23 protein-coding genes are annotated in these 26,180 nt (G+C 54.7%); 4 read left to right on the top strand and 19 right to left on the bottom strand.

Features of this window, described 5'->3' with window-relative positions; all coding sequences use genetic code 11:
• The first annotated feature begins 1 nt into the window (after position 1).
• Entirely contained in the window at positions 2-2,041 is a 2,040-nt protein-coding gene (locus L1I42_RS01455) for a bifunctional aldolase/short-chain dehydrogenase (protein WP_236112728.1), read from the top strand.
• 28 nt (positions 2,042-2,069) lie between these two features.
• Here the strand turns inward: L1I42_RS01455 and L1I42_RS01450 are convergent, their stop codons facing one another.
• The 9 genes from L1I42_RS01450 to L1I42_RS01410 all read right to left on the bottom strand — a co-directional run bounded on the left by L1I42_RS01450 (position 2,070) and on the right by L1I42_RS01410 (position 13,436).
• Positions 2,070-5,453, bottom strand: coding sequence for an error-prone DNA polymerase (locus L1I42_RS01450; RefSeq protein ID WP_236112727.1), 3,384 nt, complete (start codon positions 5,451-5,453; stop codon positions 2,070-2,072).
• Positions 5,450-7,051, bottom strand: coding sequence for a Y-family DNA polymerase (locus L1I42_RS01445; protein WP_236112726.1), 1,602 nt, complete (start codon positions 7,049-7,051; stop codon positions 5,450-5,452). The genes L1I42_RS01450 and L1I42_RS01445 overlap by 4 nt, the downstream gene beginning before the upstream one ends.
• Positions 6,933-7,826 (bottom strand): ImuA family protein, encoded by an 894-nt coding sequence (locus tag L1I42_RS01440; protein WP_236112725.1) that lies wholly within the window; start codon positions 7,824-7,826, stop codon positions 6,933-6,935. The genes L1I42_RS01445 and L1I42_RS01440 overlap by 119 nt, the downstream gene beginning before the upstream one ends.
• Before the next feature lie 181 nt (positions 7,827-8,007).
• Positions 8,008-8,784 carry a 4-hydroxy-2-oxoheptanedioate aldolase gene (gene hpaI / locus L1I42_RS01435; protein ID WP_236112724.1) on the bottom strand — a complete coding sequence of 259 codons (777 nt, stop codon included), beginning with the start codon at positions 8,782-8,784 and terminating at the stop codon, positions 8,008-8,010.
• A gap of 11 nt (positions 8,785-8,795) precedes the next feature.
• Positions 8,796-9,599, bottom strand: a complete 804-nt coding sequence (gene hpaH, locus L1I42_RS01430) for a 2-oxo-hept-4-ene-1,7-dioate hydratase (protein WP_236112723.1) — start codon at positions 9,597-9,599, stop codon at positions 8,796-8,798.
• Between the two features lies 1 nt (position 9,600).
• On the bottom strand, positions 9,601-10,473 hold the full coding sequence (locus tag L1I42_RS01425) for a fumarylacetoacetate hydrolase family protein (RefSeq protein WP_236112722.1): 873 nt from the start codon (positions 10,471-10,473) through the stop codon (positions 9,601-9,603).
• A gap of 11 nt (positions 10,474-10,484) precedes the next feature.
• Complete coding sequence (gene hpaD, locus L1I42_RS01420) at positions 10,485-11,465, bottom strand: 3,4-dihydroxyphenylacetate 2,3-dioxygenase (RefSeq protein ID WP_236112721.1); 981 nt, start codon at positions 11,463-11,465, stop codon at positions 10,485-10,487.
• Between the two features lie 61 nt (positions 11,466-11,526).
• Positions 11,527-13,041, bottom strand: a complete 1,515-nt coding sequence (gene hpaE / locus L1I42_RS01415; RefSeq protein ID WP_236112720.1) for a 5-carboxymethyl-2-hydroxymuconate semialdehyde dehydrogenase — start codon at positions 13,039-13,041, stop codon at positions 11,527-11,529.
• A complete protein-coding gene (locus tag L1I42_RS01410; RefSeq protein WP_236112719.1) occupies positions 13,038-13,436 on the bottom strand; it encodes a 5-carboxymethyl-2-hydroxymuconate Delta-isomerase in 399 nt (132 codons plus the stop codon). Before L1I42_RS01410 ends, hpaE begins: the two co-directional genes overlap by 4 nt.
• A 126-nt stretch (positions 13,437-13,562) precedes the next feature.
• Between L1I42_RS01410 and hpaR the strand changes: the two genes are divergently transcribed.
• Complete coding sequence (gene hpaR / locus L1I42_RS01405) at positions 13,563-13,997, top strand: homoprotocatechuate degradation operon regulator HpaR (protein ID WP_439651457.1); 435 nt, start codon at positions 13,563-13,565, stop codon at positions 13,995-13,997.
• Between the two features lie 30 nt (positions 13,998-14,027).
• On the opposite strand, the gene L1I42_RS01400 is transcribed toward hpaR, so the two are convergent.
• The 9 genes from L1I42_RS01400 to L1I42_RS01360 all read right to left on the bottom strand — a co-directional run bounded on the left by L1I42_RS01400 (position 14,028) and on the right by L1I42_RS01360 (position 20,055).
• Entirely contained in the window at positions 14,028-14,462 is a 435-nt protein-coding gene (locus L1I42_RS01400; RefSeq protein ID WP_236112717.1) for a MaoC family dehydratase, read from the bottom strand.
• The gene (locus L1I42_RS01395; protein WP_236112716.1) at positions 14,459-15,595 is read right to left on the bottom strand and encodes a thiolase family protein; all 1,137 of its coding nucleotides are present in this window, start codon (positions 15,593-15,595) and stop codon (positions 14,459-14,461) included. The genes L1I42_RS01400 and L1I42_RS01395 overlap by 4 nt, the downstream gene beginning before the upstream one ends.
• A complete protein-coding gene (locus tag L1I42_RS01390; RefSeq protein ID WP_236112715.1) occupies positions 15,592-16,983 on the bottom strand; it encodes a class I adenylate-forming enzyme family protein in 1,392 nt (463 codons plus the stop codon). The genes L1I42_RS01395 and L1I42_RS01390 overlap by 4 nt, the downstream gene beginning before the upstream one ends.
• Positions 16,980-17,405: a DUF1284 domain-containing protein gene (locus tag L1I42_RS01385; RefSeq protein WP_236112714.1), complete on the bottom strand. Its 426-nt coding sequence runs from the start codon at positions 17,403-17,405 to the stop codon at positions 16,980-16,982. Before L1I42_RS01385 ends, L1I42_RS01390 begins: the two co-directional genes overlap by 4 nt.
• On the bottom strand, positions 17,398-18,024 hold the full coding sequence (locus L1I42_RS01380) for an energy-coupling factor transporter transmembrane component T family protein (protein ID WP_236112713.1): 627 nt from the start codon (positions 18,022-18,024) through the stop codon (positions 17,398-17,400). The genes L1I42_RS01385 and L1I42_RS01380 overlap by 8 nt, the downstream gene beginning before the upstream one ends.
• Complete coding sequence (locus L1I42_RS01375) at positions 18,018-18,680, bottom strand: energy-coupling factor ABC transporter ATP-binding protein (RefSeq protein ID WP_236112712.1); 663 nt, start codon at positions 18,678-18,680, stop codon at positions 18,018-18,020. The genes L1I42_RS01380 and L1I42_RS01375 overlap by 7 nt, the downstream gene beginning before the upstream one ends.
• A 15-nt stretch (positions 18,681-18,695) precedes the next feature.
• Positions 18,696-19,238 (bottom strand): biotin transporter BioY, encoded by a 543-nt coding sequence (locus L1I42_RS01370; RefSeq protein ID WP_236112711.1) that lies wholly within the window; start codon positions 19,236-19,238, stop codon positions 18,696-18,698.
• A 166-nt stretch (positions 19,239-19,404) separates the two neighbouring features.
• Positions 19,405-19,590: a DUF3008 family protein gene (locus tag L1I42_RS01365; protein ID WP_236114146.1), complete on the bottom strand. Its 186-nt coding sequence runs from the start codon at positions 19,588-19,590 to the stop codon at positions 19,405-19,407.
• Positions 19,591-19,686: 96 nt separating this feature from the next.
• Positions 19,687-20,055, bottom strand: coding sequence for a PRC-barrel domain-containing protein (locus tag L1I42_RS01360; RefSeq protein WP_236112710.1), 369 nt, complete (start codon positions 20,053-20,055; stop codon positions 19,687-19,689).
• Between L1I42_RS01360 and L1I42_RS01355 the strand changes: the two genes are divergently transcribed.
• The gene (locus L1I42_RS01355; protein WP_236112709.1) at positions 20,050-20,424 is read left to right on the top strand and encodes a hypothetical protein; all 375 of its coding nucleotides are present in this window, start codon (positions 20,050-20,052) and stop codon (positions 20,422-20,424) included. The two genes, L1I42_RS01360 and L1I42_RS01355, sit on opposite strands and share 6 nt — an antisense overlap.
• 300 nt (positions 20,425-20,724) lie before the next feature.
• Positions 20,725-24,807 (top strand): Eco57I restriction-modification methylase domain-containing protein, encoded by a 4,083-nt coding sequence (locus L1I42_RS01350; RefSeq protein ID WP_236112708.1) that lies wholly within the window; start codon positions 20,725-20,727, stop codon positions 24,805-24,807.
• Positions 24,808-25,354: 547 nt separating this feature from the next.
• Here the strand turns inward: L1I42_RS01350 and L1I42_RS01345 are convergent.
• A complete protein-coding gene (locus tag L1I42_RS01345) occupies positions 25,355-25,870 on the bottom strand; it encodes a fasciclin domain-containing protein (protein ID WP_236112707.1) in 516 nt (171 codons plus the stop codon).
• Positions 25,871-26,180: the final 310 nt, after the last annotated feature.

Genomic DNA, 26,180 nt, shown 5'->3' with positions numbered 1-26,180 from the left:
CGTGGTAAAAAATCTCTGGAACGAACAAGACGCGCAATCTTTTCTCGATAATGCTGGCCCAGAGGAAGCAGATCGTCAACTGGCTTTGAGGGTTTATACATCCCGATTGATTGGTCAAGACCCTGACATGGTGATGCATGGCGGCGGCAACACGTCTGTGAAGGTCAAACGGCCCAATATTTTTGGCGATGAGATTGATGTGCTGCATGTTAAAGGCAGCGGTTGGGATCTGGAAACCATTGAAGCGGCGGGTCTGCCCGGCGTGCAAACTGAACCGCTCAATAAGCTGCGTGAACTACCTGCTTTGTCTGATGAAGATATGGTGAACCTGCAGCGCTCCAATTTGCTGGACAGCACCTCACCAAATCCGTCAGTAGAGACGTTGCTGCACGCCTATATACCGCATAAATTTGTTGATCACACCCACGCCACTGCCATGTTGGCATTGGCCAATATGCCGAATGTGGCAGAGGTGGTGAACGAGATTTTTGGCGATAAGGTCGCGCTGGTGCCATACATTATGCCCGGTTTTGAGCTGGCAAAAGTCGCGGCCGATATTTTTGATCAAAACCCAAATGTTGAAGGGTTACATCTGATCAATCATGGCCACTTTACTTTTGGGCCAGACGCGAAAAGCTCTTATGAGTTGATGGTTGAGCATGTGAGTGCGGTTGAAGCGTGGTTCAATGCACGCGCCGCTCAGCCAGCACTCGCACCAAGTCCAACGGTGAGTGCGAAGAGCATTTTACCAAAAATTCGCGCCAGCCTGGCCCGCGCCATGAAGGAACATACGGGCAATCAGGATCAGGCAGCACCGTTTTTGGATTTGCGCGCCAATGATCAAATTTTGAGCTTTTTGACCCGCGATGATTTGAGCGATCTGGCCAAGCGTGGCGTGGCCACACCGGACCATGTGATCCGCACCAAAGGCTTCCCCACCATCATCGCCAGTGACGATCAATCCAGCGTTGACGCTGCCATTGATGCGTTTGTGGACAGCTATAAAGCCTATTTCGCGCGGCAGGATGCCCGGGTGAGCGACAAGAAAACCATGCTGGTGCCAACACCAAACCTTTTCTGGGTGCCCGGCCTTGGTTTGATTGGTGCAGGTGCCAATGCATCCGCCGCACGCATCGCGGCTGATTTGGGCACGCAAACTATTCAGGTTATGGGTTGGGCCGAGGCCAATGGTGGCTTTTATCCGATCGAAGAAAATGACTTGTTCGATATGGAATATTGGTCTTTGGAGCAGGCCAAATTGGGCAAAGCCAAACCAAAGCCATTGCAGGGCAAGGCTGTGTTGGTGACCGGGGGCGCGGGCGCCATCGGATTGGCAACCGCCAAAGCCTTTAAAGACCAAGGGGCGAACATCTTTTTGGTGGACCGTGACCAAGACAATCTGATGACTGCGCTCGATGAGCTGGGCATGGATCATGATGGCGCGGTGATTGATTTGTGCAGTGCCGAAGGCCCGCAACATGCCATTGATGCCATGGTGAGACGGTTTGGTGGCATTGATATTCTGGTCAGCAATGCGGGTGCCGCCTGGTCAAAATCCATGCTGGACATGGATGAGGACACCTTGCGCAACAGCTTTGAATTGAACTTTTTCTCTCACCAGAAAATCGCCCAATCCGCCGCAAAAGTTATGCAGGTACAAGGCACCGGCGGGCAGATCTTGTTCAACGTGTCCAAGCAGGCGGTTAACCCGGGCAAAGATTTCGGGGCTTATGGTTTGCCGAAAGCGGCCACCTTCTTCCTGGTGAAGCAATTTGCTCTTGAGCTCGGCGAATTGGGCATTCGCGTCAATGGCGTTAATGCCGATCGTATCCGCTCTGGCCTGCTCACCGATGAGTTCATCGAAAGCCGCTCAAAGTCCCGCAACATAAGCGCCGAAAGCTATATGGCCGGCAATTTGCTTAAGTGTGAGGTTGAGGCAAGCCATGTGGCGGACGCCTTTGTGGCGCTGGCTTTAGCGGCACGGACCACCGCGCATATTATGACAGTTGATGGCGGCAATATTGAAGCCAGCCTGCGTTAGGAGTTGGTGGCGGTGTGTGGTGCGCGGCCTAGTGAAAATCGCGTGAACGCGGGATGACGCGGACATTGCGGGGGTGGCGGGCAGTATCGGGTTTGACACGGCTGTCATATTCGACATTGGACACCACCTCATCCGCCGGGGCATAAGCCGGGCGCACAAAGCCATCGGAGAGCTTTTCCAACCAGTTGGTGCGGTCGACCAGTTTGCGGGCAATCAGGTGCATCACATTATCTTCGGTTTGTATCTGCCCATGCACTTCGATCAGCTTGGCGCCCATCACCACCTTGCGGTATTTTTCCAAAAGCTTTTTCCACACAACCACATTGGTGACACCGGTTTCATCTTCCAGCGTCATGAACACCACCCCCTTTGCAGTGCCGGGCCGCTGACGCACCAGCACCACCCCGGCCATGCTGGCCCATCTATTATGGGCCAATTTTCTAATATCCTGGGCCGTGTGCAAACGGCGTTGCTGCAGCTCTTCGCGCAGGAAGGAAATGGGGTGCGCTTTTAAAGAGAAGCGGGTGAATTGATAATCGGCAAATACATGTTCTGAGGGGCGCAAGGCCGGCAATTGTGTGGCTTGCTTTTCACCCTGCTCTGACGCATTGGCATGGTCAAATAGGGGCAAGGGCTTGGCAGGTGTCAAGGCGCGCGCGGCCCATTTGGCCTGGCGACGATCCAGGCCAATGGAGCGCATGGCGTCTGCATCGGCCAGGCGCTCCACATCAAACCGGCGTAGCCCGGCCCGGTGATATAAATCCTCCATAGAGGTGAAGGGCTGTTGCTGCCGTGCCGCCACGATCTGCTCGGCATAGCTTTGATGAAAACCATCGATCTGACGTAGCCCCACCCGGATGGCCCATTTGCGCTTGGGATAGAGTTGCGCCCACAATTTTGAGTGTTGATTGATGGACTTGCCCCAATGTTCGGGGGCAACGGGCGCCGGTGCTGGCGGCGGGTCGCCCACCTCCTCAACAGGCTCCAGCGTATAGTCCCATGCCGAATGATTAATATCGGCAGGCAGAATTTCAACATTATGCTCTTTCGCGTCGCGCACAATCTGGGCTGGGGCATAAAAGCCCATGGGCTGAGCGTTGAGCAGTGCGGTAGCGAAAATTTCCGGGTGATGATGTTTGAGCCAACACGACACATAGACCAGCAAAGAAAAGCTGGCCGAGTGACTTTCTGGAAAACCATATTCGGAAAAGCCCTTGATCTGGTTGAAGCAACGCTGGGCAAAGTCGCGGCTATACCCCCGCTTCACCATACGCTCCACCATGCGCTCTTCAAGCGTATGGATGGTGCCAGACCGGCGAAAGGTGGCCATGGCATGGCGCAGTTCATCCAACTCGCTGGGGCGGAATTTGGCAGCCTCCATGGCAATGCGCATGGCCTGTTCCTGAAACAGAGGCACGCCCATGGTTTTTTGCAAAATCCGTTTTAGCTCATCGGGCGGACCATGTTCGGGCGCGGGGGATGGCATTTCCACCGGCTCCAGCCCTTTGCGGCGGCGCAAATAGGGATGCACCATATCGCCCTGAATGGGCCCGGGCCGCACAATCGCGACCTCAATCACCAGATCATAAAATATACGCGGCTTCAGGCGCGGCAGCATGCTCATTTGCGCCCGGCTTTCCACCTGAAAAGTGCCCAGCGTATCGGCGCGGCAGATCATGTCGTAAACCAGCTGGTCGTCCTGTGGAATGCTGGCGAGATTATGGTCGATATCATAATGGGCCCGCAACAGATCAAAGGCTTTGCGGATGCAGGTGAGCATGCCCAGCGCCAGCACATCCACCTTCAAAATACCCAGCACTTCGATATCGTCCTTGTCCCATTCGATAAAGGTGCGGTCATCCATGGCGGCATTGCCGATGGGTACGGTTTCAATCAAGGGGCGCTGGGTGAGCACAAAGCCGCCCACATGTTGCGACAAATGGCGTGGAAAACCGATCAGTTCCCGGGTCAGCTCCACCACTTTGGTGAGATAGGGGTCAGAAAAATCCAGCCCGGATTCGCTTAAATTTTTGTCGCCCGCCGATCCCCAGGAGCCCCAGATGGTGGACGCCATTACGCCGGTCACATCTTCGGTCAGCCCCATGGCCTTGCCCACTTCACGAATGGCAGAGCGCGAGCGATAAGTGATCACCGTAGCGGTCAGCCCGGCCCGGTGGCGGCCAAAACGCTCATAAATATATTGGATCACCTCTTCGCGCCGTTCATGCTCAAAATCCACGTCAATATCAGGCGGCTCATTGCGGTTTTCGGTGATAAAGCGCTCAAACAATAAATCTATTTCATTGGGGTCCACCGAGGTGATGCCCAGGCAATAACACACGGTGGAATTGGCCGCTGACCCGCGCCCCTGGCACAATATTTCATCAAACCGGCCCTTGTCCGGTTGTGGGGTGCGGGCATATTTCACAATATCATAGACCGTGAGGAAGTAAGGCGCATATTGTTTTTGCGCGATCAGCTTCAGCTCATTTTCAATATTGATTTTGATCTTGTCCGGCACCCCATTGGGATAACGCCATTTTGCCCCGGCCCAGGTTTCTTCTGCCAGATAATCCTGAGGTGTTTTGCCCGCAGGCACGGTCTCGTCAGGATATTCATATTTCAGATCGCTCAGCTCAAACTGGCAGCGGGCAGCGATATCTAGAGTGGCGGTTAAGGCATGCTCATAGCCTTTAAACAGCTGCGCCATTTCCTCGGGGCGTTTCAGGTGGCGCTCAGCATTGGCGCTCAGCAGAAATCCAGCCCTTTCAATGGTGGTTTTTTCCCGAATGCAGGTGAGCACATCCTGCAAATCGCGTCGCTCCGGCTCATGGTAAAGCACATTATTGCTGGCCAGCAGTTGTGCCCCCAACTGGGTAGCCAGATTGTTCAGCCGCGCAATATGGGCGCGATCGTCACCACGATAGGCAGCACTGGCCACCAGATAGACCGGCTTGGGCAAGGCTTTGGCCATTTGGGCTAGATGCGTGATCTCAGCTTTTTCAAACTTGGCGGGCGGGATCAGGGCAAAAATGGAACCGCGGCAATGGTCTTTCACATCGTCAAAATCCAGATGGCACTCGCCCTTTTCCGCGCGCATCTTGCCCAAAGATAAGAGCGTGCATAAACGGCCAAAAGCCTCCCGGTCCGTGGGATAGGCCAAAAGGCTATAGCCATCTTCCAGATCAAGACGCACGCCGACAATCAGGCGAAAGGGCGTGTTTTCATCCGCTTTGCGAATATGCTTGGCTTCGCGAAAAGCGCGTACAATGCCGGCAAAGCTGTTGCGGTCTGTGATGGCGATGGCCGAATGACCGCGCATATAGCTGGAGGCCACCAGCTCATTGGGGTGCGAGCCGCCGCGCAAAAAGGAAAAATTCGAGGTGACTTGCAGTTCGGCATAGGCGCTCATGCGTAAATCCCGTGCAGCCACCAGGCCAGCGTTTCCTCCGGCGCTGCCCCGCGTTGTTTGAACTCGCGATAGACCCAAAAGCGCAGACCGATTTGGTCTTCCACTTCATAATAATCCCGGGGGCGATGACGACCCGCCAAATTCTCCCACCATTCAGGTAAAATACGTTCAGGCCCCTGCGCATAAACAATCTGGTGCCACAATTTGCGCCAGATGAATTGGATCGGCAGGTCTTCCTGATTGGTCATGACATCGATCCGCTCAGGGCGGGAGAATAAGGTGGTGGGCCGCCGCCCATGCAAGGCCCGACTTTGCCATTCTTTATCCTTGAGCGGATGAATGCGTTTTTGCGCTTTTTCTGGCAAATGGCGCTCAAGCGGCGCCAGACGATAGACGGTGCCCGGCCCTAGCCGATTGGCCAGTCGATCCAGCAATGGGGCCAACTGCGCGTCTTGGCGTTGCGTGTCTTTATGGCCGTCCAGTTGCAATTGGCTGGGAGCAAGGTCGACGACTTTGTGGGCCGACAGCACCAGAATATCGATGCCAAACCCAGGGTCAATATCGGTGAGTTTTTCATCGAACAAGCGCTGAATATGCGGTTTGGAACGGGTGGGCTGGGCCAGGCCGATGGTCAGTTCCTTCACCTTGCCCTCGCTGTAAAACAGCGTCAGGGACAGACGCACCACCCCCTGCTGCCGCTTTTGCAAAATGTGAAACAGCTGGTCGAGCAAATGGTCAAATTGTTGGGCGATGCCGGGCAGATCGATCAAAGGGTCGAGTGGGGCCACGGTAAAGCGAAAGTCTGGCTGGGCGCCCTTATGGGTCAGCGGTTCTTCCTGCAGGCCTAGTGCTTGCTCCAAACGTTTGAGTACCGCCTCGCCATGTTGTTGATCGGAAAAGCGCTGATAGAGCGCCGCCCGGGGCACATCAAACAGTTGTCCGATGGTTTTCAACCCCAGATGAAACAGCGCCTGCACGTGATTTTGATGCAACCGCAAGGCTTCAACCGGCAGCGGGGCCAACCCCTCTTGCGGCTGTTGCGGTGGTAAAATGGTCAGCGCCTTTGGGGCAAAATGCGCCACGGCCCACGCCGCCCCAATCGTATCGCCCAGCCCGAGGCGCACCTTATGGCCCATGGCTTTGAGAGACGCGTCGATCTGCGCTAGCATTTTAAGCTCCCCGCCAAACAGATGATCGCAGCCGGTAATATCCAGAAAAATCGTATTGGCCGCGTGTGGCACCACAATGGGGGAAAAGCTTTTCAACCAGGCCGCCCGCTGATGCAGCAGCGCCCGATCCGCTGCCGGATTGTGAAACAGCGCCTCCAGTTCATGACACAGGGCCTTGGCGTCGGTCAGCCGCATGGCGGGATGCACCCCCATTTGTCGCGCCACCTCATTGGCGGCCGCAATATAAAGGCCAGTGGCCTGTTGTTCGATCAAGGCAAAGGGCTTTTTACCCGTAGATGGTTTTTCCGTCTTATTCGCCGCCTGCGCGCTCTCCAGTGAGGGATGCGCGCGATCTTGCCGCCACGCGATCCGCAAATGTTCGATTGGCAGGTTGGGAAACCATATACAAAGGATACGCCGTGGTTTCATATTCAAGGCTCCATGAACCGGTTTGACCTGTGCGGGCGCGCACTAAATGGGCTTTGATTTTGCGGGTGCCCGGGGCCCGTTGATCCAGCGGATTTCTGGCACTGGGCTGGCTTTCGATCCGCCAGCGGGAAAACGCGGCGCTGGTGCCCTGGCAATCATGCGGCCGATGCAGAAATAAAGGGGTCAGCCCCTTCTGGCAGGCCAGCGACAAGCGGCGGGTTTGGGTGAAACTCGGGTCCTCAACATGGCCCACAATCGCTGCAAAGCTTTTGCTGTTCGCCGCCTCCTCCAGCGTCCATAATGTGTCTTGTGCGCTCTTTGGGGTCACAAAGATAAATTGGCCGGGATCCAGATCGAATGTGGTCAAACCCGCCCCGTATAAATGTCCCATCTCTCGCACTTCATATTGCGGGACACACCACAGAATCGGGGCTTTTTCCCTTTGGTCACGCAGCAGCATTTTAAGGCTGAGCAGCATAAAGCTCAGGCTGGCCAGGTCCCCATAGATTTGGGGGTAAATTTCATGCACTGCCGGACGGGTTAAAATATCGGATGAATATGCTTGCCGCCACCAGTGCAACAGGGGGTCGCGCCTTTGGGTGACAAAGGGCGGCAGGCTTAATGAGCTGGCGCCCCCGCCAACATCATTGGCCGGGGTCAGGGTATCGGGCAGGGTCGCATGGCGATAGGCATGCAGCCCGTGGCCCTGCGTCTCTGCCTGTTCCAGCCGGCGCAGCTTTTGCTGCAAATCCACAAATTGTTGCCGTTTGTCCATGCGCATCATCCACCTCATTGCCAGACTCGTAAAGTGGCTGTTTCTCGCCAGACTCCTTAAATGTTCACTTTTTGTTCTAATTGTCAAGATAAATGGGTGCGACAAAGAGCACAGAGCTGGTCTTAAATGACACCGAAAAGCAGGGCAGATCGACCGCTAATCTTTTTACGCTGAGGGTTGTCTACCCATCATCTCCTACAAACTCTCCCGCCAGTTTGCTGGTGGCGCTAGAGAACAAGGTCACATCTGTGCCCACGGCCACAAAGCTTGCCCTTTGATCCAGGCAAGCGCGCGCAAAGGCTTTGTCTGCGCTCAGAATGCCTGCGGCTTTGCCTGTGGCGACAATTTTTTCAATGCCCTTCAGCACCGCGTCTTTCACCACTTGCTCGCCGGGGCGGCCCAGATAGCCCATATCTGCGGCCAAATCTGCGGGGCCGATAAAGATGCCGTCCACACCATCGATTTGGCCGATCTCTTCGATCGCCTCAAGGCCCACTTGGCTTTCCACCTGCACAATCAGGCAGGTTTGATCATTGGCGGTTTGCACATAATCGCCAATGCGGTTGAACTGCGATGCTCGGGCCAGCGCCGCGCCAACGCCGCGCACACCAGCGGGTGGATATTTAATCGCCCGCACCAGTTCTTTCGCCTGCTCAGCGCTTTCAACCATGGGCACCAAAATCGTTTGTGCCCCGAGGTCCAACACTTGCTTGATCAACCAGGTTTCACCAATCGGCACCCGCACCACCGGGTTCACCGGATAGTTGGACAAAGCTTGCAATTGGCCCAGAATAGATTGCAGATCATTGGGTGCATGTTCACCATCGATCACCAGCCAATCAAAGCCGGCCCCGGCGCAAATTTCGGCCGTATAGGCATTGGCGAGGCCCATCCACAGCCCAATCTGCTTTTCGCCGTTCAGGATGGCGGCTTTAAATTTGTTGGTTGGAGCTGGCATGTTGATGTTCCTTATTCGAAGTAGGTGCTGACAGTGCCCAAGGGGCCGAAGTCTGCCATGATGGTGTCGCCATGGCTGGTTTCCACGGGGCGGATGAAGGAGCCGGAGAGGATAACTTCACCAGGCTCTAAGCCAATGTCAAATTGTGCCAGCCGCTTCACCAGCCACACAATGCCCATGGCCGGGTGGTTGAGTACGCCTGCGCCAAGGCCAGTTTCTTCCACCACGCCATTGCGTTGCACGATGGCGCCGATCCAGCGCAAATCTACCTCATCAACCCGCATGGCACGGCCACCCAGCACCAGCCCGGCATTGGCCGCATTATCTGACACCGTGTCGACAATGGTGCGCATTTGGCCTGTGTCTGCATCTTTGCGCACGACCCGCGTGTCCAAAATCTCCAGCGACGGGATCAGATAGTCTGTGGCGTTCAGCACATCGAACATGGTGACCTTGTCGCCTTTCAGCGGTGCTTTCAGTACGAATGCAATTTCCGCTTCAATGCGCGGTTGGATAAAGCGATCTTTTGGCACTGTCGCACCATCTTCAAACGCCATATCGTCAAACAACACGCCTGAATCGGGCGTGGTGATGTTCAAGGCCGCTTGCATGGCTTTTGATGTGAGGCCGATTTTCCAGCCGATACGTTGACGCCCCAGCCCATATTTATGCGCCACCCAGGCATCTTGCACCTTATAGGCATCGGCCAAAACGGCATCCGGAAACCGCTTTGAGATCAGCGGAATTTGCTGCCGCGTTTCCTCGGCATTGTGCAGGTCTGCCGCCAGCTTTTTGGCATCATCATCACTGATCATTTTAATCCTCATCCCGCACGGTGTTGCGCAACAGGCCAATGCCTTCGGCTTCCACTTCGATCACATCACCAGGCTTCAGCCATTGTGGCGGATCAAGCCGCGCGCCCGCGCCTGTTGGTGTGCCGGTCACGATCACATCGCCGGGCACCAATGTTGTGAAGGTCGAAATATAATTGATCAATTTTCTAAAGCTGAAAATCATGCGCGAGGTGCGATCATCCTGCCGGACTTCGCCATTCACCTTGGTGGTGAGGCGCACATCGGCCAATTGCGCTTCGCTTTCAAACGGCACCAACCAAGGGCCAATTGAGCCGGTCTGATCAAAGTTTTTGCCTTGGGTCACGTTGAATTTGGCATGGCGCACCCAATCGCGAATGGTGCCTTCATTGCACAAGGATAAAGCTGCCACATGATCCATCGCGTCTTCCTCGGCAATGTGCCGCCCCCCTTTGCCGATCACCAACACGATCTCGCCTTCATAATCCAATTGTGGCGAGGCGTGGGGGCGCACCAAAGCTTGGTCGTGGCCCGTGAAGGAGCGTGGGAACCGGATGAAAAGTGACGGGTTTGGCGGCGCCTCTTGCCCGTCCTTATATTCTTCATTTCGGTTCGGGAAGTTAACGCCCACGCAAATCAATTTCTCAGGATTTTGAATAGGAATTTCATATGAAATCTCATCCAACCCAAAATCATCGGGCTGGCCATTTACAGCCTCAACCAATTCGGCCAGCGCGCCCGCTTCGATCACTTCACGCAACCCGGCATATTGATCGCCAAAGCGGGCAGATAGGTCCACCACACCCGTATCGGTGATGGCCCCATAGCCCAGCTTATTGTTGCGCTTAAAGGTGGCGATGCGGGTACGATGATTCATCTTTCCCAATCCTATGGCGCCACAATCGGCTGCGCCGCCAATTGGCTATCGCTGATTTCAGTGTTGGCGAAAGTCGTGCCTTCCTCAAACCAGCTGCGCGGTGCTGGCGCCCCCCAAAGGGTTTGCCGCTGGGGATCTTTCAAATCCCATTTGATCGGCTCCAGATCCGGATCAACGGTCATATAGTCCGAACAATATATCTCAATCCGGTGGCCATCCGGGTCGCGAATATAGAGGAAAAACGCGTTTGAAATGCCGTGACGGCCCGGACCGCGTTCAATGTTTTCAAGATAGCCCGTGGTGGACATCAAATCGAGCAAATCGATGATGGCCAACGGGTTTGGCACCCAAAAGGCAGTATGGTGCAAGCGGGGGCCACGGCCATTGGTGAAGGCCATGTCGTGCACGCCACCTTTGCGGTGCATCCAAGCGGCCCAAAGCTTTTTGCTCTCTTCATCTTCGGTATATTCGGTGACGCGGAAGCCGAGATCATTATAAAAGGCCACACTTTCATCCACATTGGTGGAGAAGCAGTTGAAGTGGTCAATGCGCAAGGGGCGCACGCCTTTATAAAGCTTATATTGCTGATGGATCGGATCGAGCTGCTCCATGCGCGCATAAAATTCCAGCGGTACGCCATGCAGATCACGGGTGCGCAAAGTGCGGCCCTGATGTGGGCGTTCAATCCACTCGGTGGGCAGGCCTTTTTCTTTGAAATAGATTTCTGCTTTATCCAAATCCTCTTCCGCAAACACTTTAAAGCCAAGCACATTGGCCTCTGGCTTTGTGCCTTTGCGCAAAATAATGCAGTGATGATTGCGCTCTTCCAGCGCCCGGAAAAACACTGTTTCGCTATCTTCAAATGTGATCTGCAACCCAAGCGTATCAGCATAGAATGCCTTGCTGGCCGCCAGGTCGGTCACCATAAATTCCACATGGGACAGGCGGACAATATTGAAGTCTGGATAAAGATTAGACTTGGGTACAGGCATTTAAAGGATCTCCTCAACACGGCGTGTTGCCGCAATGTTAATCAGGTCGGCAGGGTGCGGATCAGCCGCCCAATTTCGGGATGGCGTGGGCCGTTGTTGCAAAAGCAATATTCTTTGTTTCCATATAGAAATCAAAGGACCAATCGCCGCCATCGCGACCTATGCCGGAGCTTTTCATGCCGCCAAAGGGAGAGGGTAAATGGCGCACATTTTCTGAATTCACCCAAATCATGCCCGCTTCCAGCTGGTCGGTAAAGCGCAGGGCGCGGGTCAGGTCCGATGTCCAGACATAGCCGGTCAAGCCATATTCGGTGTCGTTAGCAATGTTCAGCGCTTCTTCTTCGCTGTCAAATTTCAAAGCGCTCAGCACGGGGCCGAAGATTTCTTCCCGCGCGATCCGCATGTCGTTGGTGACATTGGTGAACAGGGTTGGTTCCACATAGCAGCCTGTGAAGCCTTCTGCCTTTTTGCCACCAGTAGCGACTGTCGCGCCTTCTTTCGGCGCAATGTCAAAATAGCTGAGCACTTTTTTCTCATGTACGGGGTGGATCAATGGGCCAATCACCGTTTCAGGATCAAGCGGATGCCCCACTTTGATATTTTTGGCTTTCTCCGCCACCTTGGCAGTGAACTCATCATAGATCGAAGATTGTACCAGGAGGCGAGATGAAGATGTGCAGCGCTCGCCATTCAGCGAGTAGATCATGAACACGGCTGCATCTGCAGCGCGGTCAAAATCTGCATCATCAAACACCACCACCGGATTTTTGCCGCCCAGTTCGAAGTGGAAGCGTTTTAATGTATCTGCGCCTTGCTTCATGATCATAGCGCCGGTGCGGCTTTCACCTACAAAGCCAATGGCCTTGATGTCAAGATGTTCGGTCAGCGCCTTGCCTGCATCTTCGCCAAAGCCGTTCACCAGGTTCCACACCCCTCTGGGCAAGCCAGCTTCTTCGGCAATCTCAACCAACAGACGCGCCGTGAGTGGCGAAAATTCCGCCGGTTTGTGCACAATGGTACAGCCCGCCGCCAGCGCCGGGGCGATTTTCCAGGTGGACAGCATAAACGGCGTGTTCCATGGGGTAATGATCCCAACCGGGCCAATCGGCGAACGTGCGGTGATGTTCAATTGGTTGTTGGCGCGCAAAGATTCCCCGTCACGCGCCATCGGCGCCCGATCGGCAAAGAAGCGAAAATTCTCCGCCCCGCGCAAAGCGGCTTTTGACATAAAACGGATCGCCTGGCCGGTATCCACGCTTTCAACAAATGCAATTTCTTCGGCCCGCGCTTCGATGGCGTCTGCAATGCGATGCAACAGTTTTTTACGCTCTTTGCCGGGCATCGCGGCCCATTCGGCAAAGCTGGCTTTGGCGGCCTTGGCTGCCTTATCAATGTCGGATGCACCGCCGCGCGCCACTTTGGCAATCGGCTCCAAATCGATCGGCGAGATCACTTCAAATTGCTCACCATTATCAGCGGCCATCGCCTGGCCATCAATATGGTTCAACACACCCTCTTTGCGAAAGCGTTGCAAATAGGTTTGGGCCTTATCCAAATTGGTTATCAGATCGGTCATGCATTTGATCCTGTTGCGCGAATGCGTTCATGGATGGTGTTGCGCTTCCAGCTCAAATCCGCGTCAATTTCGCGAATTTCGAGGGAGAGGGCAAAATGTTCGGTTTCAAATAACGGCGCCAATTCGGTCTGGGCGCGCACCATCAAGGCATCGCCCACCAGCTTTTTCTCCTCAGGGCTGCGCCCTTGGCCGATGCGTAAACTGAGATCGACAAATGCATTTTCCGAATGCAAATCGGCGACGGCATGGTGATCAGCACGAAAAGCCCGCACGCGCACACCGCCTTGTTCAAAGGGTCCAACATTTATCAACACGTTGTGCAGCGCGTGGCACAGCGCCCCGATGTCAGCTTTGTCTGCCAGACTGGCAGAATATTCGATGCTCAAATGCGGCAACAGCTTCGCCCCCCTTCTTTTTATTAACATGTTAAATATATTTATGCTCCTTGTCAAATGAAGTCGAAAGGACTTGCCCCAACTGGACAATCCCGCAATAAAGGGCGCCAAGTTTTACAAAGCCATATGGAAAGAACAATGTTTCCACAAAGCACTCGCCGCTCATTGCCCATGGCCCTATTGCGCGCTCGAGAATCCGTTATGTCGCATTTTCGACCAATGTTGGCCGCCCACAATGTAACGGAGCAGCAATGGCGGGTGCTGCGCGTCGTGAATGAAGGCGGGCCATTGGACGCGACCGAAGTGGCCAAACGCACCTCGGTTTTGGCCCCCAGCCTTACCCGCATCATCAAGACCTTGGAAGATCGCGGCTTTATCATGCGTCGTCGGGCCGATGAAGATGGCCGCCGCGCCGTGCTGTCGATTACAGAAGAGGGCAAAAGCTTCATTGCCGACATTTCCCCTGAGCAACGCCGCATCTATAAGGCTTTGGAAGAAAAATATGGCGTCGAGCGGATTGAGCAATTGTTAGATTTGCTGGAAGAGTTCGTCGACGAATAGGCAACAGAGTGTCAGTACGCAAACGCCCGACTAAATCTCTGTTTTCGCTTGTGCATAGTGATCACGCATCTCAATTGACATCACAACTTGCCCCGCGCTTTCGCACACCACCTGATAGGTCACAAATGCGGCAGCGTGGTGCATTCGCACTTGAACAACCTCTGCCTTATAAAATAGCGGCTCAGCAAGCTTGACGGCATTTTTAAACCGCACTTTGTCGTAGCCAACGCTCATACCTATGATGGTATTGGCCAAACTCAAGTGCCGCTGCACAAAGTGCGGCACAAGGCTCAGCAGAAGATTACCCGGAATGATCGCCTCATCTCCCCGGTGAATCGCATTTGCATCGCCTGAGGCCTGCAAAAAGGCGTCCAGTTGAGTCGGCGTCACCGCTCTCGGTGAGGCGTCCTCAAATGTCGCGCCCAGATATTTCGTCCAATCGGCAATCTGATTTATCTCGATCATTTCTGCATCACCATGGCAGATCCCAGACCGCCCGCCCCGGCGATGGCCGCTAAGCCAAAGGCCCCAGCCTCAAGCCGCCGCATTTCATAAAACAGGCGCACCAGATTGATCGCGCCAGATGCCCCAATCGGATGCCCGCGCGCCAAGGCCCCGCCGCCGAGATTGGTGCGGTCGAGCGGCAGTTCTGTTTCCTCAAGACAGGCCATGGCCTGCACCGCAAACGCCTCCATCATTTCAATCACCGACATATCGGAAGCGCTGAGCTCAAGCTGCTGCAAGAGATGTTGAATAGCAGGAATTGGCGCCAATGCCGGCATGGCCGGATCGCTGCCCCGGCTGATGCCGCCACATAGTTTTACAGCGCGCTTTTGCCAGTGCGGCTGCGCGTTCAGCATGGCTTCAGACACCAACAGGCAGAGCCCCGCCCCGTCCGCTTCCACGGCGGTGGTGGCCGTGGTGAGGCCCGTTTCGGCATCGCCCGTCAGCACAGGCAGTTTCGCGCAAAGTCTGGCGCTGAGTTGGCGGGTGAATTGGTCTTGGTCAATGTCTGCGATGGGCACAATTTCATCGTGCAGCCTTGCCAAGGCATCCATCGCCTTCTGATGACTCAAAATGGCAAATTCTTCCTGTGCGGAACGGCTGATTTTGCGCATAGCCGCCAATTGCGCCGCTGCGTCCAGCATATCCGGATCGCGCGCCGGGTCCGGGGCAAAGGGTGGACGTTGATATTCATGATCAGGCGCGCCGTGCAGTCCGCGGGCGATGCGCCGGGGTGCAGTGCTATAGCTTTCAACGCCGCCGGCCAGCACCAATTGAGCCGCCCCGGCCCCAATCATATGCATACCCATTTGCACCGCATCCATGCCGCCACAACACTGGCTGTCCAGCGTGAGCGCGGGCACGCTTTCGGGCAGGCCTGCCGCCAGACCAACCATGCGGGCGACATTTCCCCCGCCGGAGAGGCCGTTGCCGAGTACGATATGCTCGATCTGCGCGGCTTTGATCGCGGCGTCTTGCAGAAGCGCGTTTACGACTGGCGCGGCGAGCTCATGGGGGCGCAAATTGGCGAACGCACCGCCGCGCGGCACCACCGCGCTGCGCTTTGCCGCCACCATATAGACCCCATTGCTCATGTCAGCTCCCGCAATTGGTTTGCCTGCCATTGGGCGTTCAGCTTTTGCAGATCGGTTTTGCCCGAACTGGTGTGCGGCCAATCGTCTGCGGCAAACAGATATTGCGGCATTAAATAGGGGGTGAGATGCGGGCGCAAGTCACTCAAAATCTGGACGCGCGATGGCGCGGATTTCAATTGTAACGCCGCGACGATCTGGTGGCCGCGTTTGGCATCTTCCTTGCCCCACACGGCGGCATGGGTAACGTACGGCAATTTTTGCAATGCCGCTTCAATTTCCTCCGGCGCCACATTGCGACCACTGACGGTGAACATGCGGTCGGCCCGCCCCACCAGATGCAAATTCCCCTGCCCATCCAGAAAGCCCGTATCGCCGACGCTGATCCGGTTCGGCATATCGCGCTGTCCCGATTCGGTAAGATAGGTTTTAAAGGCCATGGGGCTTTGCACAAAAACCTGCCCGGTTTCGCCGGGCGGCACGGGCTGTCCCTCATCGTTCAATATTTCGATATGCACGGGGGAAAGCGGTTTACCCACAAGGCTTGGCGCATCGTCTTGCTGTACCGGTCGCGCTGCGACATAGCTCAGTTCCGACGTACCGTAAAACTCGATCAAGGCAGCCTTTGAGAAATGGTCTTTCACTTTTGCCGCAAGGTGGGGGGCTAATTTCGAACCAGTGCAAAGCACTTTGCTCAATTTGGGATAGGTGCCTTTGGCGACGTTCACCAGCGCGTCCAATTGCGTCGGCACCGCAAACAGCACCGTCTGTTGATGCCGTTCAATTTGCCGCAACAAAGCACCGGGATGGAAATTGGGCAACAACACAATTTTCGCGCCCGCCACCAGACCACGTATGGCCGCATAAGTGAACAGCGAGTGAGCAAAACTGCCCGCCACCAGAATGGCCGACTGCGCGGTAATGTCAGAGAAGGATTGGTCCGCTTCAAAGCTGGCCAACCAAGAGCTTTCGTGCCGTAAACAACCTTTGGGCAATCCGGTGGAGCCGGACGTGAAGCAGGTATAATGGGCATCGCCCCCCGGCGCATTGCCGCCCTGCAGACAGGTCCATGCAGATTGATCGATCAGCAGATCAGGTTGCACAAAATCCAAGATGCGTTGCCGCGTTTCAACGGGCCAATTGGGATCAAAATAGATCGTGTTCCGCGCCACATTCAGCGCCGCAATAAACAACACCAGCGCTTCCACTGACGTGGGCAATGCAAGCGCAATTTGCGCAGACGATCCTGCATCGCGCAGTTGCGCTTCCGTTGCTTCGATCTGTGCCAACAACGTGCCCGCAGTCAGCACCTCTTGTCCGGCAAAAAGGGTCGGCCGTTCCGGATCGCTACTCAGATGATATTTTATCCGCGCAACAATTTCCGAGCTCATTTGTCTGCCAGCAAAAGTGTGTTTTGAAATCCATCTGCCGCAATCTGATCGCAGAAGTCGCGCCATTGGCAATCAAAGCAGCCGCGGCGAATTTGATTATCGCGGAAGGCGGCGCGCACCTTATCCGTGAACAGTTCTGCAGGGGCGATCTCATCGCCTACATTCAGCTTGCGCCCAATGAGAGCCGATATGTCCGCCAACGCCAATTGATCGCGTTGATCAATGCGCGGCTCATAGCAATGGCTGCCATCGCAGTCTTTCACGCTTTGGCAAATCTCGTCGGGCCGATCAATAATTTGCATCATTTCATTGGCGCGCATACGCTTTGTAATCGCGTTGAAGTCACGCTCAAATTGGCGGCTATAGCCGCGCCCGGCAAAGGTCAGCGCACACAGCAGATGATGGCCGCGAATTTTAATCATGACGCGGCGCTTTCTCGCCCAAAGGCGCACCGGCGGACCGGGCATCAATGGCCTGGGCGATATCATCTGCCGACTTCAGCGTCCGGATCATGGTGGGCGTGATCAGCGCCCGCCAATTCCGCCCCAGGCCGCGCGCCTTTTGCGCCTCGCGCACTTCCTGATAGGTTTCGCGCACCATGGGAATAAAGCGTAAAGACAGTGAAAAGGCGAGGCCGACTTTCTCTGCGACATCGGCGCCAAACAATTTGCTGACACTGCGCTCAATGCCTTCAATCATTTCGCTGGTTTTGCTGGTCAAGGTCAGCAGGGTTGCGGCCACGATCATAATCGCGAAACGCAGCACCACATAAAGGCCAAATTGCCAATCATTGAGCCAAAACTGTACCAGAAAGATCAGCACCAGCACCCACAGCGCCGGGCGCACCGCCTGCCACACCAGAGTTAGCGGCAGTTTCGCCAGCCAATAGCTCGCCAAAACCAGCGCGATTGCTCCGCCCAAAAACCACCAGTTCTGAATCAGAAAAAGCACGGTGCAGAACACAAACAGCAGCGCAATCTTCCACCCCGCCGGGGTGCGGTGCACAAGGCTGTTGCCGGGCTTATAGAGGCTGATCAACATGACAAGTCGCGATAGGTTTGAATGATTTGGTCTGGCGCGCCATCTGCATGCAATTTCCCCTCATGGATCAGCAATAGCCGGTCCATTTGCGCCATCAGGTCCAAATCGTGGCTGACGATGATCAATTGCTGCTCCAGCATCTCAAGCATGGAAAGCAGCATGGCGCGATTGCGCAAATCGAGCAAGGTGGTGGGTTCATCGAGAATGATATGAGCGGGTTGCATGATCAGCACCCCGATCAGGGCGATCAGCTGTTTCTCGCCGCCGCTCAGCTCGTGGGTCAGGCGTTCTTGCAAATGACTGAGATTGAATTTTTCAAGCAAAACATCGCTACGGGTTTTGATCTCCGCTTTGCTCAAGCCCGACTTTTTCAAGCCAAAGGCAATGTCCTCCTCCACCAGCGGCATCACTAATTGATTTTCCGGGTTTTGGAACACAAAGCCGACGCGGGCACGATGTTCGCTTACGTCAGCGCCGCCCACGCGCACGTGCCCGCTGGTGCACGGCTCCAGCCCATTGAGCATCTTTGCAAGACTCGTCTTGCCGGACCCATTGTGCCCGATAATGCCAATGCGATCTTCGATCAGCTTGGCCGAAATATCGGACAGAATGGTCCGTCCGTTTTTCACCAAGCTGGCCGAATCGATTTCAATCATGGGCGGCAAAAGCCTCTATTTTTTGATGATGGGATAGGATTTTGAAACGGTTACGATCACCAACGCCGCGATCACGGCTTTCACCAGATCGCCGGGGATAAAGCCCATGGAGCCGGTGAAGACTTGCCCCAATGAAATGCCGGCGACCACCGAAATCCAGGGAATACCCAAGGCATAGAGCACCACAATGCCGCCCACGACGCTGGCAATAAAGGCATTGATATAGTTGAGATTATCCCAGAAGCGCTCGACCAGCAGGCCGACCACTAAGGCCGCCACGATCCAGCCGATCAGGAACCCGCCGCTGGCACCAAAGAACACGCCAACGCCGCCGCGACCGCCAGAAAGTAGCGGCAGCCCCACCGCAACCAGCGCCAGGAACAGCACCATCGACAGCGCACCGCGCTTTGCGCCCAACACGCCACCAGCGAGCATTACGCCCAAAGATTGTGCGGTGATGGGCACCGCGATAACCGGTAATGTGATGGGGGGAAACACCCCGAGAACGGCCATAATGGCGGCAAAAAGTGCGATCAGAACAATGTCACGGGTGGTCATAGGAATGTTCCCTCAATCCAAATTCAATGGCAGGGGTGTTATCGCATTTAACCGCCGCTGACAATTTCAAAAGGGAATTCTTATTTGACCAAATGGACAGGCAGCAGGCCCGATATTGACTCTCAATAACGGACCAGCCTATAAGCTAACATATTGAGCATGCAGACTAATTTTCTACATGCTCTGGTTTGTTATCGTGTTTAGTTTCGGCAAAATCGCGCAGCTCCTCTTCGTCCATTGTCTCATACATTTCTTTGGCCGCGCCTTGAAGTTCGCTCACCTTCATCTCGCCGCGTTTGGCCGCCAGCGCCATGCCAGCGGCCTTTTGCTGTGCTTTGGATTTAGCGGGCATTTCATGCTCCCATTGCTTGGTCACCGCCGCGCCTGATCGGGGCACAGCGGCATTGTTATCCGGGTCGGACCTTCAAGATATTTGCAAAGCCAGACCCTATATAAAATAAGGCGGCGCGCCATAGTGCATATAGACCCGATTTTCGAACTCACGGTCATTAAGTGCGGTGACTTCATCGGCCGAGAATGTCGGGGCCGATTTCAGCTTTTCTTCTGATACATCAAGCTTGTAGCCGCCCAATTCAGTGTCATAATCCAGCTTTTCCCACGGCACGGTGTGGTAATCCTCACCCATGCCCAAAAAGCCGCCGATGGACAGGATCGCATGCGCAACCTGGCCGGTGCGCTTGTTGATCATCACCGATTTTACGGTGCCCATCTTTTCGCCTGACGCGTCATAAACCTTTGTGCCGTCTACCTTTTCGGCAGCGATCAGGTCGTGTGTTTCGTCGAGTACGATTTGCATATCACCCTCCTTTCGCCATCAAAGATGGCAAATGTGATAGCAGTTAAACGCGCGGGCGCATCGTTTGGTTCCCCACGGGGCCAGGCGCGCGCGGCGGCGGAATCGGAACAATTGCTGCTTTGTCGCGTTGGGCCTGAACGACAAAGGAGCAGAAAAATGGCAAGTAAATTCATTATATTAGGCCTAATCGCCTTGGTTTTTGCCGGCGCTTCTTTGATGGTGGAAACGTTTGTTTTTGATGGTGGCATCACGCCGGACCGCATTGTGCAGGACACTTTTTTCCTGCCGCTCAGTTTTATTTTCCTGCTGATTGCAGGTGCCTTTTTGATCATCGGCAGCATGATCAAGGTGGCCAAATCGAGCGATTAGAAGCGGCAAAATCGGTTCCATAATAACTGGAATCGGCGCTATAATTTTAGCGAAACTCTAAGAAATTTTAAGAAAACTCCAGCGACCCGTCTGGGTGAGAGATTTGGGCGATTTTTACGTGGGCAGCGCGACAGCTTTTGACGCTCCCGATCGACACGGTCCTGTTGGACCGATCAGATATGATCGCCCATCCGGACGAACAAGTTGGGGAAATTCGATTTGGCCCCGAATTTCGTTTGAATTGCCAATTGTGTTTGTGCAAGCTGCCCGAAATGATTATTTCGGGTTGGAGACAAGACATTGGGTTTAGAGGAATATTTTGGGGGCAACTTATTCTCGTCCGATTTTTTGTCTCAGTCCGTCGCTCAAAGTGCGGCTTGGCAAGCACTTGAAGACGACAGGGTCGACACGCTCCTTAACCAGTTGCACGACGTTTATGCGCGGTTCCCCACCACTCAATCGCCCAATGAGTCACGCACTGAAGACGATCTGATCTGGCCGATACTCACCTGTTTAGGGTGGAAAGAGCATATGCGGCAGCAAAATCTCTCCGTGTCCGGCCGTGCGGATGTGCCCGATGGGTTGCTGTTTATTGACGATCAGGCAAAAGCCAAGGCCGATGATTTCCCTGACGATCACAAGAAATACCAGTTTGGTGCCGTTGTTGTGGAGTCCAAGCGTTGGGGCCGCCCATTGGACCGACAATCAGGCAAGCGGGGGGAAGAGATTGCGCCCTCGACGCAAATGCTGCGTTATTTGCGCCGCGTGGATGATTTGACCGATGGGGGATTGCGTTGGGGCTTTTTGACCAACGGTGCCAAATGGCGGCTTTATTATGCCGGTGCCCGCTCGCGCTCTGAGCAGTTTTTCGAGATGGATTTGTCGCAGCTGTTTGATGTGGGTGGCGCTGATCTATTTGCATTGGACGATGCAGAAAAGCGCCATGCTCTAAAAGTGTTTTTGCTGATATTTGGTCAACCCAGCTTTGTGCTGAGCGGCGTTGACCGGCAAACTTTTCATCAACGCGCTTTAGCGGAAGGCAAATTTTACGAAGAGCGCGTGGCCGCCAATTTGTCAGAATTGGTGTTCAACCAGGTCTTTCCCCTTCTGGCACGCTCTTTAGCCGAAGCGGCCCCCGAGGCGGACCTTCAAGAGGTGCGCGCCGCGGCGCTGATTTTGCTCTATCGGCTCCTGTTTATCCTTTATGCGGAAGACCGCAATTTGCTGCCGGTAAATGATGAACGCTATGATGATTATGGCCTGCGCGACAAGGTGCGCATGGATGTGGGCAACCGCAAGGACAATCACGACACCTTTTCCACCAGCGCTGCGCGCTATTGGAACGTGTTGCAGGATTTGAGCCGGGCGATTGATCAGGGCGACAATTCCATTGGCTTGCCCCCCTATAATGGTGGCTTGTTTGACGAAAGCCGCACGCCATTGCTGCAACAGGTGCGCTTGTCTGACCAGGTGATGGCGGATGTGATTGACTCGTTGTCCTTCGACCGTGCGGGCGACAGCAAAAAATATATTAACTATCGCGATCTGACCGTGCAGCAATTGGGCTCCATTTATGAGCGCTTGCTGGAGCATGAAGTGGTGCGCGAGGGCGATATGGTGGATATCCGCCCCAATATTTTCGCCCGCAAAGCCTCCGGGTCATATTATACGCCGGACGACCTTGTTGGCCTGATCCTTGATGAAACGCTGACCCCGCTGGTGCAGCAACGTCTTGATCTGTTTGAGGAGGAAGTTGATCGGCTGCAGGGATCAGATGGCGAACTGGCCACTAAATTGCGCAAGCTGAAGCGGGTGGACCCGGCCGAAAAAATTCTTGATTTGAAAATATGCGACCCTGCCATGGGGTCCGGCCACTTTCTGGTGAGTCTTGTTGATTTTTTGACCGACAAGGTGATCGAAGCGTTGGGCGCCACCGAGCAAATGGTGAGCTGGACCGATGATGACCACCCCTATATCTCGCCTCTGATTGAGCGGATCGAGCGCATTCGCAACACCATTATCGACAATGCGGAAGAAAAAGGCTGGACGGTGAGTGCCGACCAGCTTGACGATCGCCATATTGTGCGCCGCATGGTGCTCAAGCGCTGTGTTTATGGCATGGACAAAAACGAGATGGCGGTGGAGCTGGCGAAAGTGTCGCTCTGGCTACACTCCTTCACCGTGGGCGCGCCGCTTTCCTTTTTGGACCACCATTTGCGCTGCGGCGACAGCCTGTTTGGCGGCTGGGTACACCGCACAGTGACAAAAATGGAAGAAGCCGGCGCAAAAATGTTTTTGCAAAAACCGCTGGAGCAGGCGCTGGGGTCCGCCACCAAAATGCAGGCGATTGAAAGCTCTGCCGATGCGGAGATTGCTGAAGCGCATGAGTCACACAAGATTTTCCGTGGCGTCCAGCATATGGTGGCGCCGCTCGATGAATTTATGAAGCTGCAACATGCTTTTGACTGGATGCAACTCAAAAGCAAAGAGGATAAAGCGGCCCTGAACGGTTTTTTTGACAATGCCTATGGCAACCCGTTTCAGATTGCGGCGGGCGAAGAAACACCTCGCACGGTGGGCGAACGCGCCGCGCGCTTTCATGAAATCTTGACCGAGGCCCGCGACCTGGTGGCGGAAGAAAATTTCTTTAACTGGCAAGTGGCCTTTCCCGGCGTGTGGGACAATTGGGAAGAAGAAGAGCTGCAAGGCGGGTTTGATGCGGTGATCGGCAATCCGCCCTGGGATAGTTATGAGTTTGAAGAGTTACGCTGGTTTAAGGCGCGAAGTTCCGAAATCGCGCTTGCTTCGACCGATTCTGTCCGCAAGAAGCTTATCAAGAAGCTGGAGGCAGAAGACAACAAGCTCTGGAACGAATTCAGGAACGCACGCGACCGAATCGCAGCTGGCACTAAAGTCCTACGAAAGGGAAGTGATTATAAGCACTTCCATAAGTCTAAGCTAAATTTGTACCGACTTTTCGTCGAGCGGGCAATGCAACTCATAAAGCCGAACGGCTTGGTAGGATTATTGGTCCCCTCAGGCATCGCCTCAGACAAAGCTGCAGCTAGCTTCTTTAAGGAAGTCGCCACCGAGGGGCGCCTAAAAGCGCTCTATGATTTTGAGAACAAAAAGGTGTTCTTCAAAGATGTGCATGCTTCTTTCAAGTTTTGCGTGTTTGTGGCGGGCAAACAAGCCACCGCTAGCGACGCCAAATGCGCCTTCTTTGTGCGTAACATAGCGGAACTGCAGGACCCAGATCGTTGCTTCACGCTGTCCGCAGAAGACTTTGCCCGCCTCAACCCGAATACAGGCACGGCCCCGATCTTCCGCGACCGACGCGATGCTGAAATAACAACAAATATATATGAAACTGCTCCGGTACTCTCAAACGCACAAGTTGGTGAATCTAAGTGGCCAGTTAGGTTCTCTCAAATGCTGAATATGTCTACAGATTCAGCTCTGTTTAGAACGAAAGACCAGCTCAATGACGAAGAAGGTGCATGGCCGATTGGGAACAATCGTTTTGAAAGCGCAGAAGGCCAATGGCTTCCGGTTTACGAAGGTAAGATGGTAAAAGCGTTTGACCATCGCGCTTCAGATATCATCCTAAACGAAACCAATGTGTTCAGGCCCGGCCAACAAGTAGCGATCGAACCAATAGAAAAACAAAATCCTACTAGATATCCGACAGCTAGGTATTACATCAATGAAATTGAGGATTGGTGGGGAAACGGATCTATCCAATGGACAATCGCCTTTAAGGACATCACTGCTTCAACAAATATTCGGACAATGATTGCCAGCATCATACCGAAAGCAGGTGCTGGTCATACATTGCCGGTACTATATATGGACAAAAATGAAGCTGGTATTGATACAACAATCGCCGCATATGTTGTCGCCAACCTAAATACGATCCCCTTTGACTACGTCTCGCGGCAAAAAGTACAAACCACACATTTCTCTTATTACATCCTCGAACAACTCCCTGTTATCCCGCCCGAGCGGTTTGACACCGAGATATTTGGGGACAAGAGCGCCGGCGAGATCGTGAAAGAGGCGGTGCTGGAGTTGACCTATACCGCCCATGATATGGCGGATTTTGCCAAGGATATGGGCTATGTGGATGAAACGGGCGCGGTGAAGCCGCCCTTTATCTGGGATGAAGAGCGGCGGCTGAAATTGCGGGCCAAGCTGGATGCTGTGTTCTTCATTCTTTATGGCGTCACCGAGCGGGAGGATGTGCGCTATATTTATTCCACCTTCCCGATTGTGGAAAAGCAGGAGCGCGCGCTTTATAACCGTTATCGCTCCCTCGAATTGTGCCTTGCTTATATGAATGCGTTGCAGGCCGGGCAGTCCGACGCGGCGATTGATCTTTAGCCGTTTAGTCCCTTGGTTGGGGCTTGATCTTTTGCAGACAAAGCACACTGCCCCAGCCCGGCGCTGCACCGGTAAAACTTCAACATGCCCCCGGGTCAAGCCCGCGGGTGACAGGTGTGCAGCTTGGCTGGCGTGGGGCCAGGCTATTCCCCCCACCCTCAATCCCTCCCCACGAGGGGGAGGGACCTACTCTCTTTTGGCGATGGTGGGGCGACCCCGGATCAGGTTCGGGGTGGTTGAGGCTCTAGAGGGCAGATTGAAGATGCTGGCGTTCGTTCCCCTCACGTCAATACCGGCCTTGAGCCGGTCATCCAAAAAGCTTTTTGGTTAGATGATATGCCTGCGCAGGGCGGTGGTGCTGTATGGGCCCTCGGGTCAAGCCCGAGGGTGACGGGTGTGTAGCTTGGCTGGCGTGGGGCCAGGCTAATCCCGCCACCCTAAATCCCTCCCCGCGAGGGGGAGGGACTTACGCTCTTTTGGCGATAAAAAACCGGCCACACCGAAGTGTGGCCGGTTTTCCGCTTAGGTCGAGGGAGGAACCTATCGCTTAGTGGCAGGCGGGACGCGTGCCAGGGAGGAGGACTTTGTCGATCACATGGATCACGCCATTATCCGCATGGATATTGGCGACGACGACATTGGCCACATCGCCGGTGCCGTCGGCAATGGTGACGCTGCCGCCATCAGAGGTGATGCACAAGCGCTCGCTGGTCAAAACCGGCTTAAAATAGTTGGCGCCGTGGGGGAAATCGGCAGCGCGGAGCAGTCGGTCATCCACGTGGTAGAGCAGCACATTGGTGAGCTGGTCTTTGTTTTCCGGCTTGAGCAATGTCTCAACTGTGCCTTCGGGCAGGGCATCAAATGCGGAGTTGAGCGGAGCATAGACGGTGAAGGGGCCGTCTGAATTCAACGTGTCGACCAAGCCCGCGGCAGAGACGGCGGCGACGAGGGTTGAGAAGCGGTCATCGCCGGAGGCGATTTCGACAATGGTTTGCGCCTGGGCGGCTGTGGTGAGCGCCAAAGCTGTGGCCATGGTGGCGGCAATCTTGCGGAAGAATTTCATTGTACTTACCTTTAATTGGCGAAGCGCCATGATTGATGTTTGACGACCGATAAACGCCGTGACGCGGGTTCTGGATCATGGCATTCGCGCCCATTTCGCCCGAATTCTTGTAAACAATCTGTTGCTGATTTGGCGCATTGGGCCGATTTATGTTGACGCCGCCATGCTGATCGGCCGCACGCTTGCGTCCGCTGTTGCGCCTATTTCCTGCCGTGTTTGGGGCAACAAACAGGCCACTCCACGTCCGCCAATGCTGCATGGATCCCCGGGTCAAGCCCGAGGATGACGGGGGGGGTTGATGACGTGCCAT

Source organism: Maritalea mediterranea (genome assembly GCF_021568695.1).
Taxonomy (GTDB): Bacteria; Pseudomonadota; Alphaproteobacteria; order Rhizobiales; family Devosiaceae; genus Maritalea; species Maritalea mediterranea.
Note: the sequence above shows the minus strand (reverse complement) of the source record. Positions and strands in the feature narration are given on the sequence as shown.

Excerpts from the sequence above, each read along its gene's own strand:
- L1I42_RS01345 (WP_236112707.1), bottom strand. The coding sequence starts at position 25,870 with ATGAAATTCTTCCGCAAGATTGCCGCCACCATGGCCACAGCTTTGGCG.
- L1I42_RS01395 (WP_236112716.1), bottom strand. The coding sequence starts at position 15,595 with ATGAGCAATGGGGTCTATATGGTGGCGGCAAAGCGCAGCGCGGTGGTG.
- hpaE (WP_236112720.1), bottom strand. The coding sequence starts at position 13,041 with ATGACCGATCTGATAACCAATTTGGATAAGGCCCAAACCTATTTGCAA.
- hpaD (WP_236112721.1), bottom strand. The coding sequence starts at position 11,465 with ATGCCTGTACCCAAGTCTAATCTTTATCCAGACTTCAATATTGTCCGC.
- L1I42_RS01450 (WP_236112727.1), bottom strand. The coding sequence starts at position 5,453 with ATGAGCGCCTATGCCGAACTGCAAGTCACCTCGAATTTTTCCTTTTTG.
- L1I42_RS01425 (WP_236112722.1), bottom strand. The coding sequence starts at position 10,473 with ATGAATCATCGTACCCGCATCGCCACCTTTAAGCGCAACAATAAGCTG.
- hpaH (WP_236112723.1), bottom strand. The coding sequence starts at position 9,599 with ATGATCAGTGATGATGATGCCAAAAAGCTGGCGGCAGACCTGCACAAT.
- L1I42_RS01390 (WP_236112715.1), bottom strand. The coding sequence starts at position 16,983 with ATGAGCTCGGAAATTGTTGCGCGGATAAAATATCATCTGAGTAGCGAT.
- L1I42_RS01365 (WP_236114146.1), bottom strand. The coding sequence starts at position 19,590 with ATGCCCGCTAAATCCAAAGCACAGCAAAAGGCCGCTGGCATGGCGCTG.
- L1I42_RS01400 (WP_236112717.1), bottom strand. The coding sequence starts at position 14,462 with ATGATCGAGATAAATCAGATTGCCGATTGGACGAAATATCTGGGCGCG.
- hpaI (WP_236112724.1), bottom strand. The coding sequence starts at position 8,784 with ATGCCAGCTCCAACCAACAAATTTAAAGCCGCCATCCTGAACGGCGAA.
- L1I42_RS01385 (WP_236112714.1), bottom strand. The coding sequence starts at position 17,405 with ATGATTAAAATTCGCGGCCATCATCTGCTGTGTGCGCTGACCTTTGCC.
- hpaR (WP_439651457.1), top strand. The coding sequence starts at position 13,563 with ATGGAAAGAACAATGTTTCCACAAAGCACTCGCCGCTCATTGCCCATG.
- L1I42_RS01360 (WP_236112710.1), bottom strand. The coding sequence starts at position 20,055 with ATGCAAATCGTACTCGACGAAACACACGACCTGATCGCTGCCGAAAAG.
- L1I42_RS01375 (WP_236112712.1), bottom strand. The coding sequence starts at position 18,680 with ATGATTGAAATCGATTCGGCCAGCTTGGTGAAAAACGGACGGACCATT.
- L1I42_RS01370 (WP_236112711.1), bottom strand. The coding sequence starts at position 19,238 with ATGACCACCCGTGACATTGTTCTGATCGCACTTTTTGCCGCCATTATG.
- L1I42_RS01440 (WP_236112725.1), bottom strand. The coding sequence starts at position 7,826 with ATGGACAAACGGCAACAATTTGTGGATTTGCAGCAAAAGCTGCGCCGG.
- L1I42_RS01445 (WP_236112726.1), bottom strand. The coding sequence starts at position 7,051 with ATGAAACCACGGCGTATCCTTTGTATATGGTTTCCCAACCTGCCAATC.
- L1I42_RS01380 (WP_236112713.1), bottom strand. The coding sequence starts at position 18,024 with ATGTTGATCAGCCTCTATAAGCCCGGCAACAGCCTTGTGCACCGCACC.